The organism is Paraburkholderia sp. BL27I4N3 (assembly GCF_003386115.1).
Classification (GTDB): domain Bacteria; phylum Pseudomonadota; class Gammaproteobacteria; order Burkholderiales; family Burkholderiaceae; genus Paraburkholderia.
Genome location: NZ_QREJ01000001.1, coordinates 2,255,411 through 2,270,381, shown reverse-complemented (window position 1 = coordinate 2,270,381; position 14,971 = coordinate 2,255,411). Strand labels below are relative to the sequence as shown.

Here is a 14,971-nt window from a genome sequence, read left to right as displayed (position 1 = left end):
TGTCAGTCCGGGAAATGGCTGGTCACGACAAACGCGAGCGCACCCACCAGGATGACCGGAAACGACCATGTGAACGCCGTCAGTGAAAACGGCTGCACTAGCATCACCATGCCGAAACCAATCAGCGCAGTCGACGCTGCTTCGCCGTAGCCGCGACGCAGCGAGTGTCTTTGCGGAAAAACGGAGTCACGTTTCATTTACGCACCGCGCCGAAGGTGATGCCGCGCAATAAATGCTTGCGCAGTACCACAGTGAAGATAAGGATAGGCAGCACGAAAAGCGTCGTCGCCGCCGCGACGGCCGGCCAGTCCTGGCCGCCTTCGCCGATGATGAACGGAATGAACGGCGGCATGGTCTGCGCGTCGCCGCTTGTAAGCAGTGACGCGAATGCATACTCGTTCCACGCGAAGATCAGGCAGAAAATCGCGGTCGCGGCGATACCGGTAATCGCCTGCGGCAGCACCACTTTGACGAAAGCCTGCAGGCGCGTGTACCCGTCGACGAGCGCCGCCTCTTCGTATTCGCGTGGAATCTCGTCCATGAACCCCTTCAGCAACCATACCGCCAGCGACACATTCACCGCCGTATACAGCACGATCATGCCGACATAGCTGTCGCTCAAGCCCAGTGCCCGGTACATCAGGTAGATCGGAATGGCGACCGCGATCGGCGGCATCATGCGGGTCGACAGGATGAAGAAGAGCAGGTCGTCGGCGAGCGGCACCTTGAAGCGCGAGAACGCATACGCCGCCAGCGTGCCGAGAAACACGGCGAGAAAGGTCGAACCGAAACCGATCACGAGCGAATTCACGAAGCGCGGCAGGACCTTCGACGGTCCCGCGATGACCATGCCGCGCTTGCGCACATCACGCTCATACCAGGTGCGCGCGGGCGGCAGACTGGCGATGAACTCGGGTGTCTGCCGCGAACGGATCGTGAACAGGTTCACATAGCCTTCCATCGACGGCTGAAACAGCACGACAGGCGGATAGGCAATTGCGTCTTCCTGCGTCTTGAAGCTCGTCAGGAAGATCCACACCATCGGCAAGGTTGCAAGCAGCGCGTAAGTGATGACAATCGCCGCCGCGAAGCGCTTGCCGCGCGGCGACGACGCCACCACCGAGTGTTGGGTAGCCGTCGGTCTCATCGCTGTTTCACCCGGTTCAACGCCTTGACGTAGATGTTCGCCGCACCGAACACCGTCACGAACAGAATGATCGCCAGGGCCGAGGAATAGCCCGTCTGCCATTTCTCGAACGCGGCACGCTTTAAAGTGATCGACACGGTTTCGGTAACCGAACCCGGGCCGCCCGAAGTCAGCAGATTCACCATGTCGAACATCTTGAAGTTCTCGATGCCGCGAAACAGCACGGCGAGCATCAGGAACGGCAAGGTCATCGGCAAGGTGATCGACCAGAACTGCCGCCACGGTGTGGCGCGGTCCACTTCGGCCGCTTCGTAGATGTAGTCGGGAATCGACCGCAGGCCCGCGAGGCAGATGAGCATCACGTAAGGGGTCCACATCCAGGTATCGACCATCACGATGGTCCACGGCGCGAGTGACACATCGCCGATCATCTGGAACGAGCCGGGCGCAATGCCGGTGAAGAAGCCGACGATATCGTTGAAGAGGCCCGTTTGCGGTTGCAGCAGAAAGGTCCAGAAGTTGCCCACGACCGCTGGCGACAGCATCATCGGCAGCAGGATCAGCGTGGTCCAGAAGCTATGACCGCGAAACTGCCGGTTGATCAGCAACGCGAGGCCGAAACCCAGTAGAACCTCGAGCCCGACCGACCAGAATACGAAACGCGCCGTCACCTGCATCGCGTACCAGATGTCTTCGTCGGTGAGAATGTCGACGTAGTTGTCGATACCGACAAAGCGCGCCGGCACGCTCGGCATATTCGACTTGAAGTTCGTGAACGACAGACGTAACGCCCAGATCAACGGAAAGATGTTGATCGCGAGCAGCAGCAGGATTGTCGGGAGAATGAACAGCCACGCAATGGTCCTGTCCGATAACCCGGCCAGACGTGTGCGCGCCCGCGCCGACGCCCGCGACTCCAGTCCCGCTGACGAAAAAGGCTTGTTGGCCAACATGCCTCGCTCCTTTAAGTGAACCGGCGGCAGCCGTGCAGGGGGCGCCGGTCCAGTCCCGGACACACGCTAATTCTTGCCTTCGGCCTTGAAGACCTTGTTCCAGTCTTTGACCAGCAGATCGAGCGCCTCTTTGGCCGTGCCCTTGTCGGCCACCACATAGTCATGCACGCGCTTCTGCATGTCGAGCAGCAGTTCCGCATACGCGGGTTCAGCCCAGAAGTCTTTCACGATCGACATCGACTTGAGGAATGCCGGCGCAAAAGGTGCACTCTTCGGAAAGTCGGGCGCATCCACCACCGACTTCGCCGCCGAATAGCCGCCTAACTGCCACCACTTCTTCTGTACATCGGGTTGCGCGAACCACTTGATGTATTCAAGTGCGTCTTCCTTGTGGTCCGAGTACGACACAACCGAGATGCCCTGTCCGCCGAGCTGCGTGAACTGCTTGATCTCACGCGGATTCACGAAGAAGCCGATCTTGTCGCCGCCCACGTTCGGGTCTTTGTAGAGTCCTGGGAAGAATGCAAACCAGTTCATCTGCATCGCCACCTGACCAGACTTGAAGGCGTCGAGTCCTTCCTGCATATACGCGTTGGTCATGCCGGGCGCCGTGCAGCACTTGTAGAGCGCCTTGTAATACTCCAGCCCTTTGACCGCGCCCGGCGAGTTGACGAAGCCATCCAGGTGATAGGGTTTCTTGGGGTCTTCATATTCGAAGCCGAAGTTGTAAAGCGCGTTGGTCACCCCCATCGTGATGCCTTCGGAACCGCGCTCCGTAAAGATATAGGCGCCGTATACAGTCTTGCCATCGATCTTGCGGCCCTGGAAGAACTCCGCGGTCTGCTTGAGTTCGTCCAGCGTGGTTGGCGGTTCGAGTTCGCGTTTATATTTCTGCTTGAACTCCGCGCGCAACTCAGGGCGCGCAAACCAGTCCTTGCGATAGGTCCAGCCGACCGCATCGGCCATGGCCGGCAACGCCCAGTAGTTCGGCGTATTCTTTGGCCACTCCGCATAACCGACAACCGTCGCCGGTACGAAGTCGTTCATCGATATCTTGTTCTTCGCGAAAAAATCGTTGAGCTTGACGTAGTGCCCGTTGACCGCTGCGCCGCCAATCCACTGGCTGTCCCCAATGATCAGATCACATAGTTTGCCATGCGAATTAAGTTCGTTGATAAAGCGATCGGCGTAACTTGTCCATGGCACGAACTCGAACTTCATCTTGATGCCGGTTTTGCTGGTGAAATCCTTGGACAGTTCGACGAGTGCGTTGGCCGGGTCCCATGCCGCCCAACATAAGGTCAACTGCTTGTCCTGTGCTTGCGCGCCCGTTGCCATGCCGAGTCCCAACGATACTGTGGCCGCCGCCATTACCCTTGCTGACGTAAGACGTAACATTTGTCTTCTCCTTGTCTTTCTCGGGTCTCCAACCTGCTGTGGAACAGCGCCCATGCGCCGGGTGCTGTGTTTCGGCTCCAGCGGACTCAGACGCGAATCCGTGTGTCGCGAGCTTCAGGCATGCGCATTCTCACGAAGATAAATCCGGGTTTCCGGCGTTGGGATGGCGAGCGCGCCACGCACGTCGTTAAAAAAATTGATGGCGGCGAGGCCTGCCCAATGAACGATGCCGCGCACATCCTGATCGAGGATCACGTCGATCGCGCGCTCGGAGAGTTGCGCGCGGGTCTCCGCGGTGCATTCATGCCCGATCAGTACCAGGCGTGCCTTGTCGCCGGATTCCTGCAACGCCGTTGCGATGCCTGAGATGCCGCCGCCCGTCACATAAACCCCGACCAGATCCGGGTAACGCGCGAGGAGCCCCTGCACGGCAAGACCTGCGCCGTCGTCATCTTCGGCGAAGTCCGGTTCGGCAATCCAGCGCAGATTGCGAAAGTCCTCTTCCAGCACCTGCGATAAGCCGGTGCGTCGTTCCAGTTGATCGTGCAGGCGCGACGAGGCCGATAGAATCGCCACCGTGCCGAGCCGCGCGCCGAGAAAGCGGCCCATCAGAAGTCCCGCGGTGCGTCCGGCAATCCGGTTATCGACGCCGACATACGCAACGCGGCGACTGGCGGGCAGATCGGAGAACACCGTGACAACGGGCACGCCCGCATCGCTCATATCCTCAACGAGGCGTTCGACCGCTGGGTAGTCGAGCGGCACAAGCACGAGTGCGTCGTAGTCGATCACCTGCTCAGCGAAAGCAATGGTGTCGCGATGCGTCGTGAAATCGCAGCGGTAGAACGACGGAATGATGCGGTGCTCGCGAAAGAAGCTGGCGGACAGCGCGATATTGCGCTCGACGTGGTCGAGAAAACGCGAGTTGACCTGAGGGAGTACGAAGGCCACGCGATAGGTATTGATCTTCGCCGGGCGGCCGCGACTTGCCCGTTCGTCGCGCAGGGCTGCGAGCGCGAGGTGGACGCGCTCCGCCGTTTCCGGACGCACAGCCTGGTCGTCGCGCAACACACGATCGACCGTGGCGACGCTAACGCCCGCACGACGCGCAATCATCATACGTGTTGCCGGCATGTGGCTCTCCGGTGCCAGGCCTGAAGCTTTTCGTTAAGTTAGTTTTTCCGGAGAGAAATGCAAGTTTTTTTGCGGCAATAAACGCATCATTCTTGATGGTATTGGTGAACCGCGTTTCGGCTCACATGAGTGAACGCATGAATTGCCTAAATCAGTGGACGGTGCGTTGCACAAGAAACTTCTGGTCAACCGCCTCCCATGGAGCAACGACACGACTCCGGCGACCGGCGCGAGATTACCGCCAATTCAATCCTCGAAAAGCTTCATGGACTTTGTTAGCGAATCAGCGGATCGGAACACTAGAAGCGCGTGCGCATGCCCACCGTACCGACCACCTGGTTCGCCGTCGACGACGCACCACCGGCCGTATTGATGAAGGCCACAACGTTCTGGCCGATCGCATGCTGATACATGCCTTCGGCGTAGACATCTGTGCGTTTGGAAAGCGCGTAGACAGCCTGCAGATTGACCTGGTTCCACTTCGGATCTGAACCGTACTTCGTTCCCGTGGCATTGAACGCGCCCGACAGATGAGCATCGGTATACGTGTCAGTGATGCCTAGCGTGACCGCTGGTGTAAGCGTGTACTTGGCGTTCAACTCGTAGTTGTCGAAGTGCTGCGAACCGTTGTTGAGGTTGAAGGACTGCGTGCCCTGATAATGGCTGTTTGTATACACGAATCCGACGACTGCCGGTCCGAAGGTGTAGCTCAGACCCGCGCCGAACGTGCGCTGGACGTCTGCCCCGAACCTGAAACCACCCGTTGTCGACGCCGGTTCGCCGAGGTCAACTGCGCCGCTGGCGTTCGCCTGGGGGACGGCGCCATTGCCGTTGATTTGCAGGTAGCCGGCAGCCATTTTGAACGGGCCATAATCGAAGCTCGCCCCCGCACTGTATGCACGGTTCAGCGTGAAGTCGGTACTGTTCGAGAAGGCATAAAGGCCGCCGAACTTCAGGCCTGCATAGTTGCTGCTCGTGTACTTGACCGCGTTGCTCATCCGTAGCGTGTGGTTCAGGTTGTCGTTGTCGAACGGGTGCGCGAAGCCTGTGTCGCCGAACGTGCCGGCCGTGCCCGACAGCGGTGCAACGAAGTCCACCAGCGAGTCATATTGACGGCCCAGCGTCACCGTGCCGAACTCGCTGCTCAGGCCCACAAACGCCTGTCGGCCAAACATCCGGCCATTCTGGCCAAGCTTGCCGTTTTGAACGTTGAAGCCGTTTTCCAGCACGAAAATGGCCTTCAGGCCGCCGCCGAGGTCCTCGGCGCCCCGCATGCCGAAGCGGCTGCCATTAATGTTGCCGCTGGTTGCCTGAACAAGGCTGCCGTGCGCAGTGGGGGAGGTCTTCACGTTGTTCGTATACATCAGACCAGCGTCGATGAGGCCGTACAGGGTGACCGAACTTTGCGCATGGGCAGCCGAAGCAGCGAATGCAGCAGATACGGCGAGGGCGACAGGGATTCGTTTCATGACTTCACTCCAATGGGCGGGGGGCGAGACAGAAAGCAGGGCACGAGGATGAAAGGCAGGAAACTGCATGATGTCATTTCAAAGCTCGATTGACCGGTGCGTTTCGTCGAGCCAATTCGTCATAAATCCGAAATAATTTTGACGAACCCTTACTGCAAAAGGTGCGTTGCTATTGTTCCCACCCAATCCGGCACGCATCACCGTTGTATTGAAGCGACGGCGTGGGCTCGCGGGTATGCCACCGGGTCGAAAGCACGACGGTGGCCAGTCGCCGCGTCAATACGTGTAAGAGGCAATCACGCTTTTAATCTTTTCCAGCGACTCGCGGAGTATGGGCAAATCAACCGAGCCCAGCGCCACGCGAATCGCGTGGGGTACATGCTCCGAAGTCGAGAAAGGCTCCGCCGTCGAGACAGAGATTCCGTCGCGCACAAGCGCCATCGCCACCACGTCGGCGCGGACCTCTTCCGCGAGAGGAAGCCAGACGAAGTAGGACGCGGGATGGCAAACACGCCGCAGTCCGGCGAGAACTTCGGCGGCCATCGATTGACGGACCGCCGCATCGCGACGCTTCTCTGTCTCCAGACGTGTGACCGTGCCGTCGTCCAGCCAGCCGCAGGCAATGGCGGTCATCACGGCGGCCGTGTTCCAGGTGGTGGCCCGAATAGCACGTTCGATAGGTGCGACCCAGCGATCGGGCGCGGCGACAAATCCGACGCGCAGGCCGGTCGCGATGCTTTTCGACAGACCCGAGACGTACACCGTCGTTTCAGGGGCGAGCGCCGCCAACGGGGGCGGCGGGTTGTCCGCGAGGAAGGCATACGCGGCGTCCTCGATAATGAGCAGCCCGTGCTGGCGGGCAATCGACACCAGTTCGTGCCGACGCTGCGCATTCATGACCCAGCCTAGCGGGTTATGGAGTGTCGGCATCGTGTAGATGGCGCGCACTTTTCTGCTTCGACACAAGCGTTCGAGCGCGTTCAGGTCGGGGCCCAACTCCGAAACCGGAATCGGCGCCAGTTCGAGCCGCATCGTTTCGGCGAGGACCTTGAACCCCGGGTAGGTCAATGCGTCGACCGCGACCACGTCGCCGGGCTTCAGGAGCGCCAGAGCGGCTGCGGTCAAACCATGCTGCGCGCCGTTCACGATCACGACCTGAGCGCCTTCGACGGCGAGTCCCCGGCACGACAGGTGACGCGCGACAATCTCGCGTTCATGCGTCCGGCCTCCATGTGGCTGATAACGGAGTAGCGCATCCAGATCGCCGGAGGACGCGAGTTGGCGCAACGCGCTTCTGAGCAGTTCGGCCTGGCCGGGGAGCGACGGATTGTTGAAATTGAGGTCTGCCAGGCCCGCGTCGCCGGCATGCTGGTCGATGCCCAGGCGCGCAGGCAAGGCTATTTCCCGTACGAAAGTGCCGCGGCCGGTTTCGCCGCTGACCAATCCCATCGCGTCCAGTTCGGCGTAAACGCGCGACGCGGTGACGAGCGCGAGTCCCTCTCGCGAGGCGAGCTGGCGGTGAGTCGGCAGGCGCGTGCCGGGCGCGAGGCGTCCGCTGCGAATGTCGCTCGCCATTCTGTCGACCAGCAATTTGTAGCGGGGCGTCGGCATGCGCGAATGTATCCATGACAATTATTTGATTGTATTGATTCTCGGCCATAGGATGGCATATCGCAACTCTGTTTGCGCAGTCGTGGGCCTGGCCGGCTTCATTGGGGTAGGCTCATGACGGCGGCGAACGGTACGCGCCCCTCGGCTCACGGACGACATCATGCACATCGCCATTCTTACCTTCGAAGGCTTCAACGAACTCGACTCGCTCATCGCACTCAACGTGCTCAATCGCGTCAAGAAACCGGGCTGGCGGGTGTCGATCGCCTGTCCCACCGCGCGAGTCAAGTCGATGAATGGCCTGGTCATCGAAGCGCAGGCTACGCTGCAAGAGGCTTGCAATGCCGATGCGGTGATCGTGGGCAGCGGCGTGCGCACGCGCGAAGTCGTCGCCGATACTGCGCTAATGGCCCAGTTGCAACTCGATCCATCCAAACAGCTGCTGGGCGCGCAATGTTCCGGTACGCTGGTTCTTGCGAAGCTGGGGCTGCTCGACGGCGTGTCCGCGTGCACCGATCTCACGACCAAGCCGTGGGTTCAGGAAGCCGGAATCGCCGTGTTGAATCAGCCCCTTTTCGTCAGCGGAAACATCGCGACGGCCGGAGGGTGTCTGGCCGCGGTTTATCTCGCTGCCTGGGTCATTGCCCGGCTGGAGGGTATCGATGCAGTGGCGAGCGCATTGCATTACGTCGCGCCCGTCGGAGAGAAAGAGGACTACGTGTCCCGCGCGATGGGGCATATCACGCCGTTCCTCGAAGCGAACCTGAAGACGGCATGAGCGAGCGAGGTAAACCGCCTGCGCGGTCCCCTTGAACATTCCTGTTATGAAACCCGCCATTTAAATCGCGTTGCAGACCGCGGCGTTTCGCCCGCGGACTGCACAAAAAACCAACACTCGTTCCGCGACAACGTTTGCGCCGATTCAAACCGTCCCCATCGGTATGTTTGGCTATTTACAAAAGCGGACGCTACCGAAATACTCCAGCCACAACTTGAAAGTTACGTGTCAACGAGAAGTCATGCTAGTCCGTTTACCACCCACGTCACCCGTAGCGGGTCGGCGCAACTTCTAATTCGCTTCCTCCCATAAACACAGCGTTTCCCCCAGGTTCGCAGCAGTCCGGGGTAAATATTACCAACGATTACAAACCGGCTCGTCGTTCGCAGGAAGGGTCCGGAAGGCCAGCAGCGCATGAAAGCATTAAGTGTTCTCCACAGCGAGTCGTCGCGGGGGTGGGGAGGGCAGGAAGTTCGCACGCTCAAGGAGATGATCGCGTTGCGGGCGTTGGGTCATCACGTCGAGTTGGTGTGTCCGGAAGACGCGCGTCTTGGCATGCGCGCGCGTGCCGATGGCTTTGCCGTGCATCACGCGCGTATGCGGGCCGGCGCCGATTTGCGTTCCATGCTCACGATCCGCGCGCTGCTCGCGCGTCGCCGCTTTGATGTGCTGAATACGCACAGCGGCCATGACAGCCTCGTCGCCGGCATGGCCGGGCGGCTCGCGGGGACGCCGTTCATCGTGCGCACGCGGCATCTGGCGCTGCCAATCACGTCGCTTGCCACGTACAACTGGATTCCCCATCGCGTAGTGGCGGTCAGTCATCACGTGCGTAACTATCTGATCTCCGCGGGCGTGCAGGAAGACCGCGTGGAGACGATCTACGACGGCATCCTGAAGCCGGAAACGGCAGGCTCCTCCACCTTGCGCGATGAACTCGGACTGGACGCCGACGCGGTAGTCGCCGGCATGGTGGCGATCGTGCGCGAGAAGAAAGGCCACGAGGATCTGATCGCAGCCGTCGCGCCGATGCTGGCCGAGCGCCCCAATCTGCATGTCGTGATGGCGGGGGACGGCGTGTGGTTCGAGAAAATCAAGGCGATTGTCGACGGCATGGGCCTCGCGCATCGCATTCACTTGCTCGGCTTTCGCACCGACGTGACCAACGTGCTGCGCGGCTGCGATCTATTCGTTTTGCCGACGCATCAGGAAGCGCTCGGCCAATCGTTTATCGAAGCGATGGCGGTGGGTTTGCCGGTGATCGGCACGCGCGTGGACGGCGTGCCCGAGTTGATCGACGACGGCGTGAATGGCCTGCTCGTGCCGGCGCATGACGTCGATTCGCTGCGCGGCGCGCTCGCGCGTCTGATCGACGATGCGCCGCTGCGCGCGCGCCTGGGACTCGCCGCGCGTCTGAAGACCGACAGCCGCTTCACGGTGGACGCCATGGCGAACGAGACCATCGATTGCTACATGCGCGGCATCTATGCCGGGCGCGCTTACTACGGTGAAGGGCGGGCGGCGGCATGACGAAGTTCGCGCGCGCGGTGCCCGTGCTGATGTATCACCACATCAGTACCTCGCCAGGCATGATCACCGTCTCGCCGGAACACTTTACCGCGCAAATGGCGTATCTGGCCGGCGCGGGCTATACGACCATCGGCAGCGCGCAGCTGTCGGCTTATCTGGCGGGCGAGCCCTTGCCGAAGAAGGCCGTCGTGCTGACCTTCGACGACGGCTATCTCGACAACTGGGTGCACGCGCATCCAGTTCTCCGGGCTCACGGACTGACCGCGTTGTGCTTTCTGGTGACGAACTGGATCGGCGAAGGCCCGGTGCGTGCGCACGCGCGATCGGGCGGCGCGCTGCCGGCCTTGCTCAATCATCGCGAGGGCGAGGTGGCGATCGAGAACGGTGAACCCGATCACGCGATTCTTCGCTGGGCGGAGATCGATGCGATGCGTGAAGCCGGCACGTTTGAATTTCACAGTCATACACATAGCCACGTGCGGTGGGATCGGGTGTCCGCCAATGCGGAGGAAAAGTGCGCCGGACTGACACGCGATCTCGCCAGCGCACGCGCCACGCTCGAGCACAAACTGGGCGCCGTGTCGGATCATCTGTGCTGGCCGCAGGGCTACCACGACGAGGATTATCGGCGCATCGCGGCTGAGGCCGGCTTCCGGCACTTCTACACGTGCGAGACCGGTTCGAACTATTCGGGACGCGACGATGGCGCGGCGCGCTCGATCACTCGCCTCGAAGTGCGTGACAGGCCGGCTTCGTGGCTGGCCTCGCGGTTGTGGGTGCATACGCGGCCCGCGATCAGCCGCGCGTATCTGAAGATCAAACGGTAACGCGCTGGAGTCTTGCTCTGCGCCGCAGGATTCTTTCCCTGGGCCCGCTGTTGCTATGACGCCCCATGCCGGGCCGCTTCATCACAGTTGCGACTCGATCGGCAACAAACCCAGAAACCAGATGCCGACGCGCTTCATGCGCGACACACCGGGCTCATCGAGTTCGCTGACCTTGCCGTCCGGTGCGGTGTCGATCCAGACGATCCGGCTCGTGCCGTTCGCATTCGTGCGGGTTTCGAGCCGCCATGCGAGCTGATCCAGCTTCGGCTCGACGCCGTCCGCGACTTGCGCGGCGAGTGGGGCGCTTTCGCAGTACACGCCGATTTCCGTATTGAGCGTGATCGACCGAGGATCGAGATTCATCGAGCCGATGAAGATGCTGGTCCTGTCGAACACGTAGGTCTTCGCATGCAGCGAGGCCTTCGACGAACCCAGAATCGATTTCTTCTTCTCGCCGGCGTCCTCGTCCGGCGCAGGCTTCAATTCATACAGATGCACGCCGGCGTCGAGCAGATCCTTGCGATAGCGCTGATATCCGGCGTGAACCGCGGCGACGTCGGTGGCGGCGAGCGAATTCGTCAGCACCGTGACGCGCACGCCGCGCCGCGTTTGCGCGCGCATCCATGCCACGCCCTTTTTGCCGGGGACGAAGTACGGCGAGATGATCAGCACTTCCTTCGCGGGCTCGATACTCAATGCATTGAATTGCGATAGCAGATGTCCCTGCGGGTCGTCTGGCGAACGGGTGATCTTGGCAGGATCGTCGTAGAGAAGCGTCGCCTTGCCCCAGGAGAAGTCGGTGTCGCGCGCCTGCAGCGTGTCGCGCAGGCGTGCTCTCACCTGCGTGACGTAGGCCGAATCATGCTCGGCGGCGACGAACGCAGTGAGCTTCGCGCGATACTTCGGCAGAGCATCCGGCTCGGCGGCGTGTCCGGTCAGGCTGGCGATCGGGTACGCGGCATCCGAGTTCCAGAATTCGTCGAAGGCATTCGAGACCTTATGGACCACGGGCCCGAAGGTCAGCACGTCGAGGTCGCCGAAGTCGACCTCGCTGGATGCGCCGAAGTATTCATCGCCGATATTGCGGCCACCGAGAATCGCGGCCTGGTTGTCCGCGATCAGCGCTTTGTTGTGCATGCGCCGATTGACCCGGCTGAATTCGAGCAAGGTGCCCAGCTTCTTGAAGCTGCGGCTGGCGATCGGATTGAAGAGCCGTACTTCGATGTTCGGGTGTGAGCTGATGGCGAGCAGCACTTTGTCGTCGGCGCCCGTGCCCAGATCGTCCAGCAGAACCCGAACCCTGACGCCGCGATCGGCGGCCTTGAGCACCGCGTTGGCGAGGTGGCGGCCGGTCAGATCGTCGTGCCAGATGTAGTACTGCAGGTCGAGCGTGCGCTCGGCTGTCTCAGCCAGCACGACGCGGGCGAGCAGGGCGTCGACGCCATTGGGCAGCAGATGGAACGCGCTGTCGTCGGGATGCTTGCGCTCCTGCGGGATGAAGGCGGTGGCGAGACGTGTGCCGTCCGTATCGGTCAGTGCGTGCGTCGTAGTACGGCCTGTTTGCGGCGGCAAGCTCGCGCAGGCGGACACCAGCGTGATCAGCAAGACTGCAACGAGACCGCGGAACGTCGCCATGGTTGTGCCCTTCGATCGTGCGTATCCGTAAGATAGCCGCAAGCGTGGGGCACGTCGAGCGCGGCGCACGGACCGTGCGGCCGCCTCGACACAAGCACGGTCTCAGTTGAGCGCGACCGCTGCGGCGGCACTGACCGGTGAGCCTTCGATCGCCACCGATTGCGCGCCGTCCGGGCCGACCGGCACGTCGCCGACGAGCGTCGTGCGATACAGTTGCCGGTCGAACTCGAGGTCGAAAATATCCGTGGGCGCGAGATGTGCCGTCGCCCGGTTGTCCCAGAACGCGACGCTGCCGGCTTCCCATTTGAAGCGCACGGTGAACTCCGGCCGCGTCACATGTTCCCACAGCAGTTCGAGCAACACCTGGTTTTCGCGCGGGCTCACGCCGACGATCGACTTCAGAAAACTCGGGCTCACATAGAGCGCCCGCTCGCCCGTTTCCGGGTGAACCCTGACCAACGGATGTTCGGTGACGAGCGTGCGCTGCTCGACTGCCCGGTTGAACGCCTCCGTGCCACTCGCGCCGGCCGGCGGCGTGAAACGGTGCAGCCCACGCAGACCGTCGACGAACGCACGCAGCGGTGCGGAAAGCTTTTGATAGGCAGCCACCAGGTTGGTCCACTGCGTGTCACCGCCGTAAGGCGGAATCGTCACGCCGCGCAGGATCGACGCCCACGGCGGATTGAGCGCGGCCGTCACGTCCGTGTGCCAGCCGCTCCAGGGTCGTTGCAGCGTTTGCCCCTCGAAACGCGTCGCTTTGCGGTACTTCGAAATCGAGTAGACCTCCGGGTGACCGTCCACGTGACCGAACACCGGATGCCCCAAGGTCGGTTCGCCGAACTGCGCCGAGAACGCGACGTGCTGCTCATGCGTGAGGAACTGCTCACGAAAGAAAACGACGCGCCACTTCAGCAGCGCCGCGCGAATCGCCGCGATCTGGCGCGCGTCCAGTTTCTGCGTGAGATCGACACCATGAATTTCCGCGCCGATATGCGCGGAAAGCGGCGTGACCTGAATCGACTCGATGTCCTGCACTGCGGCTGCATTCATGAAAGGCTCCTGATGTCCTGATGTCTTTGTGAAGAAAACATATGCTGTCGCTCGATCAGCTCGCTATGGCGGCTACTTGCTGCGTTGCTGACACATAACGATTCACAGGGCGCGGCAGGCCCAGGTTTTCGCGCAGCGTGCTGCCCTCGTATTCCGTGCGGAACAGTCCGCGCCGCTGCAACTCCGGCACGACCAGTTCGGCGAATTCCGTCAAGCCGCCCGGCAACCATGGCGACATGATGTTGAAGCCATCGGCGCCTTCTTCTTCGAACCATTGCTGCAACTGATCCGCAATGCTCTTTGGCGTGCCGACCACTTGCTGATGCCCACGCGCGCCGGCGATGCGCAGATACAGATCGCGAATCGTCAGGTTCTCGCGCCGCGCAAGGTCGAATAGCAGCCGCTGACGGCTCTTGCCGCCGTTCGTTTCCGGCAATTCGGGCAACGGGCCGTCGACGGGATACTGCGAGAGATCGACACCGCCCGACATATTCGACAGCAGCGAGAGACCGACGGTCGGATGAATCAGGTCCTGCAGCGCGGCGAATTTCTCCTCGGCTTCCTCCTGCGTGCGGCCGACAATCGGGAAAATGCCCGGCATGATCTTCAGATGATCCGGCGCGCGCCCATATTTCGCGAGACGCCCTTTGACGTCGCGATAGAACGACTGCGCTTCCTCGAGCGTTTGATGCGCGACGAAGATCACCTCGGCAGTTTGCGCGGCGAGCTCGCGCCCCGCCTCGGACGCGCCGGCCTGCACGACGACTGGCCAGCCCTGCGGCGAACGCGCGACGTTCAGCGGCCCCCGCACCTTGAAGTGCTTGCCCGCATGGCCGAGCACGTGCAGTTTGTCCGGGTCGAAGTAGACGCCGCTCTCCTTGTCGCGCAGAAACGCATCGTCTTCCCAGCTGTCCCACAGGCCCGCCACCACGTCGTAGAACTCGCGCGCGCGCTCGTAACGAACCGCGTGATCGGGATGGCGCTCGAAACTGAAATTGAGCGCCTCGGATTCCGTGCTCGACGTGACGAGATTCCAGCCCGAACGGCCGCCGCTCAGATGATCGAGCGAGGCGAATTTGCGCGCGAGGTTATAGGGTTCGTTGAACGTGGTGGAGACCGTCGCGATCAGGCCGACGTGTTTCGTCACGACCGAGAGCGCCGACAGCAAGGTCAACGGCTCGAAATGATCGGCGCGCGCGGTGCGGGACAACGAAGGCAGATTGGTGTCGCGTACGCTCACGCTGTCGGCGAAAAAAATTGCGTCGAATTTGGCGCGCTCGGCGATCTGCGCGAGTTCCGCGTAGTGCGCGAAGTCGAGCCCACCACTCGCATGAGCATCGGGATGCCGCCATGCGGCGATGTGATGGCCCGTCTCCATCAGGAAGGCGCCCAGTCTGATCTGCCGCTTCGGCTGTGTTTCACCGCTCATCGTCTGCTCC

The 14,971-nt window shown here is 61.5% G+C and carries 13 protein-coding genes; 3 read left to right on the top strand and 10 right to left on the bottom strand.

The window, feature by feature from the left end; genetic code table 11:
- Positions 1-2 precede the first annotated feature (2 nt).
- The 7 genes from B0G71_RS10440 to B0G71_RS10410 all read right to left on the bottom strand — a co-directional run bounded on the left by B0G71_RS10440 (position 3) and on the right by B0G71_RS10410 (position 7,712).
- Positions 3-197: a hypothetical protein gene (locus tag B0G71_RS10440; protein ID WP_106281375.1), complete on the bottom strand. Its 195-nt coding sequence runs from the start codon at positions 195-197 to the stop codon at positions 3-5.
- Complete coding sequence (locus tag B0G71_RS10435; RefSeq protein WP_116141491.1) at positions 194-1,147, bottom strand: carbohydrate ABC transporter permease; 954 nt, start codon at positions 1,145-1,147, stop codon at positions 194-196. The genes B0G71_RS10440 and B0G71_RS10435 overlap by 4 nt, the downstream gene beginning before the upstream one ends.
- Positions 1,144-2,100 (bottom strand): carbohydrate ABC transporter permease, encoded by a 957-nt coding sequence (locus tag B0G71_RS10430; protein WP_116141489.1) that lies wholly within the window; start codon positions 2,098-2,100, stop codon positions 1,144-1,146. Before B0G71_RS10430 ends, B0G71_RS10435 begins: the two co-directional genes overlap by 4 nt.
- A gap of 66 nt (positions 2,101-2,166) precedes the next feature.
- On the bottom strand, positions 2,167-3,498 hold the full coding sequence (locus B0G71_RS10425; protein WP_116141487.1) for an ABC transporter substrate-binding protein: 1,332 nt from the start codon (positions 3,496-3,498) through the stop codon (positions 2,167-2,169).
- A gap of 114 nt (positions 3,499-3,612) precedes the next feature.
- Entirely contained in the window at positions 3,613-4,632 is a 1,020-nt protein-coding gene (locus tag B0G71_RS10420; protein WP_181196542.1) for a LacI family DNA-binding transcriptional regulator, read from the bottom strand.
- 299 nt (positions 4,633-4,931) lie between these two features.
- Entirely contained in the window at positions 4,932-6,101 is a 1,170-nt protein-coding gene (locus tag B0G71_RS10415; RefSeq protein ID WP_116141485.1) for a porin, read from the bottom strand.
- A 276-nt stretch (positions 6,102-6,377) separates the two neighbouring features.
- Positions 6,378-7,712: a PLP-dependent aminotransferase family protein gene (locus B0G71_RS10410; RefSeq protein ID WP_116141483.1), complete on the bottom strand. Its 1,335-nt coding sequence runs from the start codon at positions 7,710-7,712 to the stop codon at positions 6,378-6,380.
- Between the two features lie 160 nt (positions 7,713-7,872).
- Between B0G71_RS10410 and B0G71_RS10405 the strand changes: the two genes are divergently transcribed.
- The 3 genes from B0G71_RS10405 (at position 7,873) to B0G71_RS10395 (ending at position 10,847) form a co-directional block, all read left to right on the top strand.
- Positions 7,873-8,490 carry a DJ-1/PfpI family protein gene (locus B0G71_RS10405; protein WP_116141481.1) on the top strand — a complete coding sequence of 206 codons (618 nt, stop codon included), beginning with the start codon at positions 7,873-7,875 and terminating at the stop codon, positions 8,488-8,490.
- 414 nt (positions 8,491-8,904) lie between these two features.
- Entirely contained in the window at positions 8,905-10,020 is a 1,116-nt protein-coding gene (locus B0G71_RS10400) for a glycosyltransferase family 4 protein (RefSeq protein ID WP_116141479.1), read from the top strand.
- The gene (locus B0G71_RS10395) at positions 10,017-10,847 is read left to right on the top strand and encodes a polysaccharide deacetylase family protein (RefSeq protein ID WP_116141477.1); all 831 of its coding nucleotides are present in this window, start codon (positions 10,017-10,019) and stop codon (positions 10,845-10,847) included. Before B0G71_RS10400 ends, B0G71_RS10395 begins: the two co-directional genes overlap by 4 nt.
- Positions 10,848-10,928: 81 nt before the next feature.
- On the opposite strand, the gene B0G71_RS10390 is transcribed toward B0G71_RS10395, so the two are convergent.
- The 3 genes from B0G71_RS10390 to B0G71_RS10380 all read right to left on the bottom strand — a co-directional run bounded on the left by B0G71_RS10390 (position 10,929) and on the right by B0G71_RS10380 (position 14,961).
- Positions 10,929-12,482 (bottom strand): phospholipase D family protein, encoded by a 1,554-nt coding sequence (locus tag B0G71_RS10390; RefSeq protein ID WP_116141475.1) that lies wholly within the window; start codon positions 12,480-12,482, stop codon positions 10,929-10,931.
- Positions 12,483-12,584: 102 nt separating this feature from the next.
- Positions 12,585-13,532 (bottom strand): TauD/TfdA family dioxygenase, encoded by a 948-nt coding sequence (locus tag B0G71_RS10385; protein ID WP_116141473.1) that lies wholly within the window; start codon positions 13,530-13,532, stop codon positions 12,585-12,587.
- Positions 13,533-13,587: 55 nt separating this feature from the next.
- Positions 13,588-14,961, bottom strand: coding sequence for an LLM class flavin-dependent oxidoreductase (locus tag B0G71_RS10380; RefSeq protein ID WP_116148480.1), 1,374 nt, complete (start codon positions 14,959-14,961; stop codon positions 13,588-13,590).
- Between the last annotated feature and the right edge of the window lie 10 nt (positions 14,962-14,971).

What these genes read in the sequence shown, in the direction of transcription:
- B0G71_RS10440 (WP_106281375.1), bottom strand. Translation starts at nt 197, where the DNA reads ATGAAACGTGACTCCGTTTTTCCGCAAAGACACTCGCTGCGTCGCGGC.
- B0G71_RS10435 (WP_116141491.1), bottom strand. Translation starts at nt 1,147, where the DNA reads ATGAGACCGACGGCTACCCAACACTCGGTGGTGGCGTCGTCGCCGCGC.
- B0G71_RS10430 (WP_116141489.1), bottom strand. Translation starts at nt 2,100, where the DNA reads ATGTTGGCCAACAAGCCTTTTTCGTCAGCGGGACTGGAGTCGCGGGCG.
- B0G71_RS10425 (WP_116141487.1), bottom strand. Translation starts at nt 3,498, where the DNA reads ATGTTACGTCTTACGTCAGCAAGGGTAATGGCGGCGGCCACAGTATCG.
- B0G71_RS10420 (WP_181196542.1), bottom strand. Translation starts at nt 4,632, where the DNA reads ATGCCGGCAACACGTATGATGATTGCGCGTCGTGCGGGCGTTAGCGTC.
- B0G71_RS10415 (WP_116141485.1), bottom strand. Translation starts at nt 6,101, where the DNA reads ATGAAACGAATCCCTGTCGCCCTCGCCGTATCTGCTGCATTCGCTGCT.
- B0G71_RS10410 (WP_116141483.1), bottom strand. Translation starts at nt 7,712, where the DNA reads ATGCCGACGCCCCGCTACAAATTGCTGGTCGACAGAATGGCGAGCGAC.
- B0G71_RS10405 (WP_116141481.1), top strand. Translation starts at nt 7,873, where the DNA reads ATGCACATCGCCATTCTTACCTTCGAAGGCTTCAACGAACTCGACTCG.
- B0G71_RS10400 (WP_116141479.1), top strand. Translation starts at nt 8,905, where the DNA reads ATGAAAGCATTAAGTGTTCTCCACAGCGAGTCGTCGCGGGGGTGGGGA.
- B0G71_RS10395 (WP_116141477.1), top strand. Translation starts at nt 10,017, where the DNA reads ATGACGAAGTTCGCGCGCGCGGTGCCCGTGCTGATGTATCACCACATC.
- B0G71_RS10390 (WP_116141475.1), bottom strand. Translation starts at nt 12,482, where the DNA reads ATGGCGACGTTCCGCGGTCTCGTTGCAGTCTTGCTGATCACGCTGGTG.
- B0G71_RS10385 (WP_116141473.1), bottom strand. Translation starts at nt 13,532, where the DNA reads ATGAATGCAGCCGCAGTGCAGGACATCGAGTCGATTCAGGTCACGCCG.
- B0G71_RS10380 (WP_116148480.1), bottom strand. Translation starts at nt 14,961, where the DNA reads ATGAGCGGTGAAACACAGCCGAAGCGGCAGATCAGACTGGGCGCCTTC.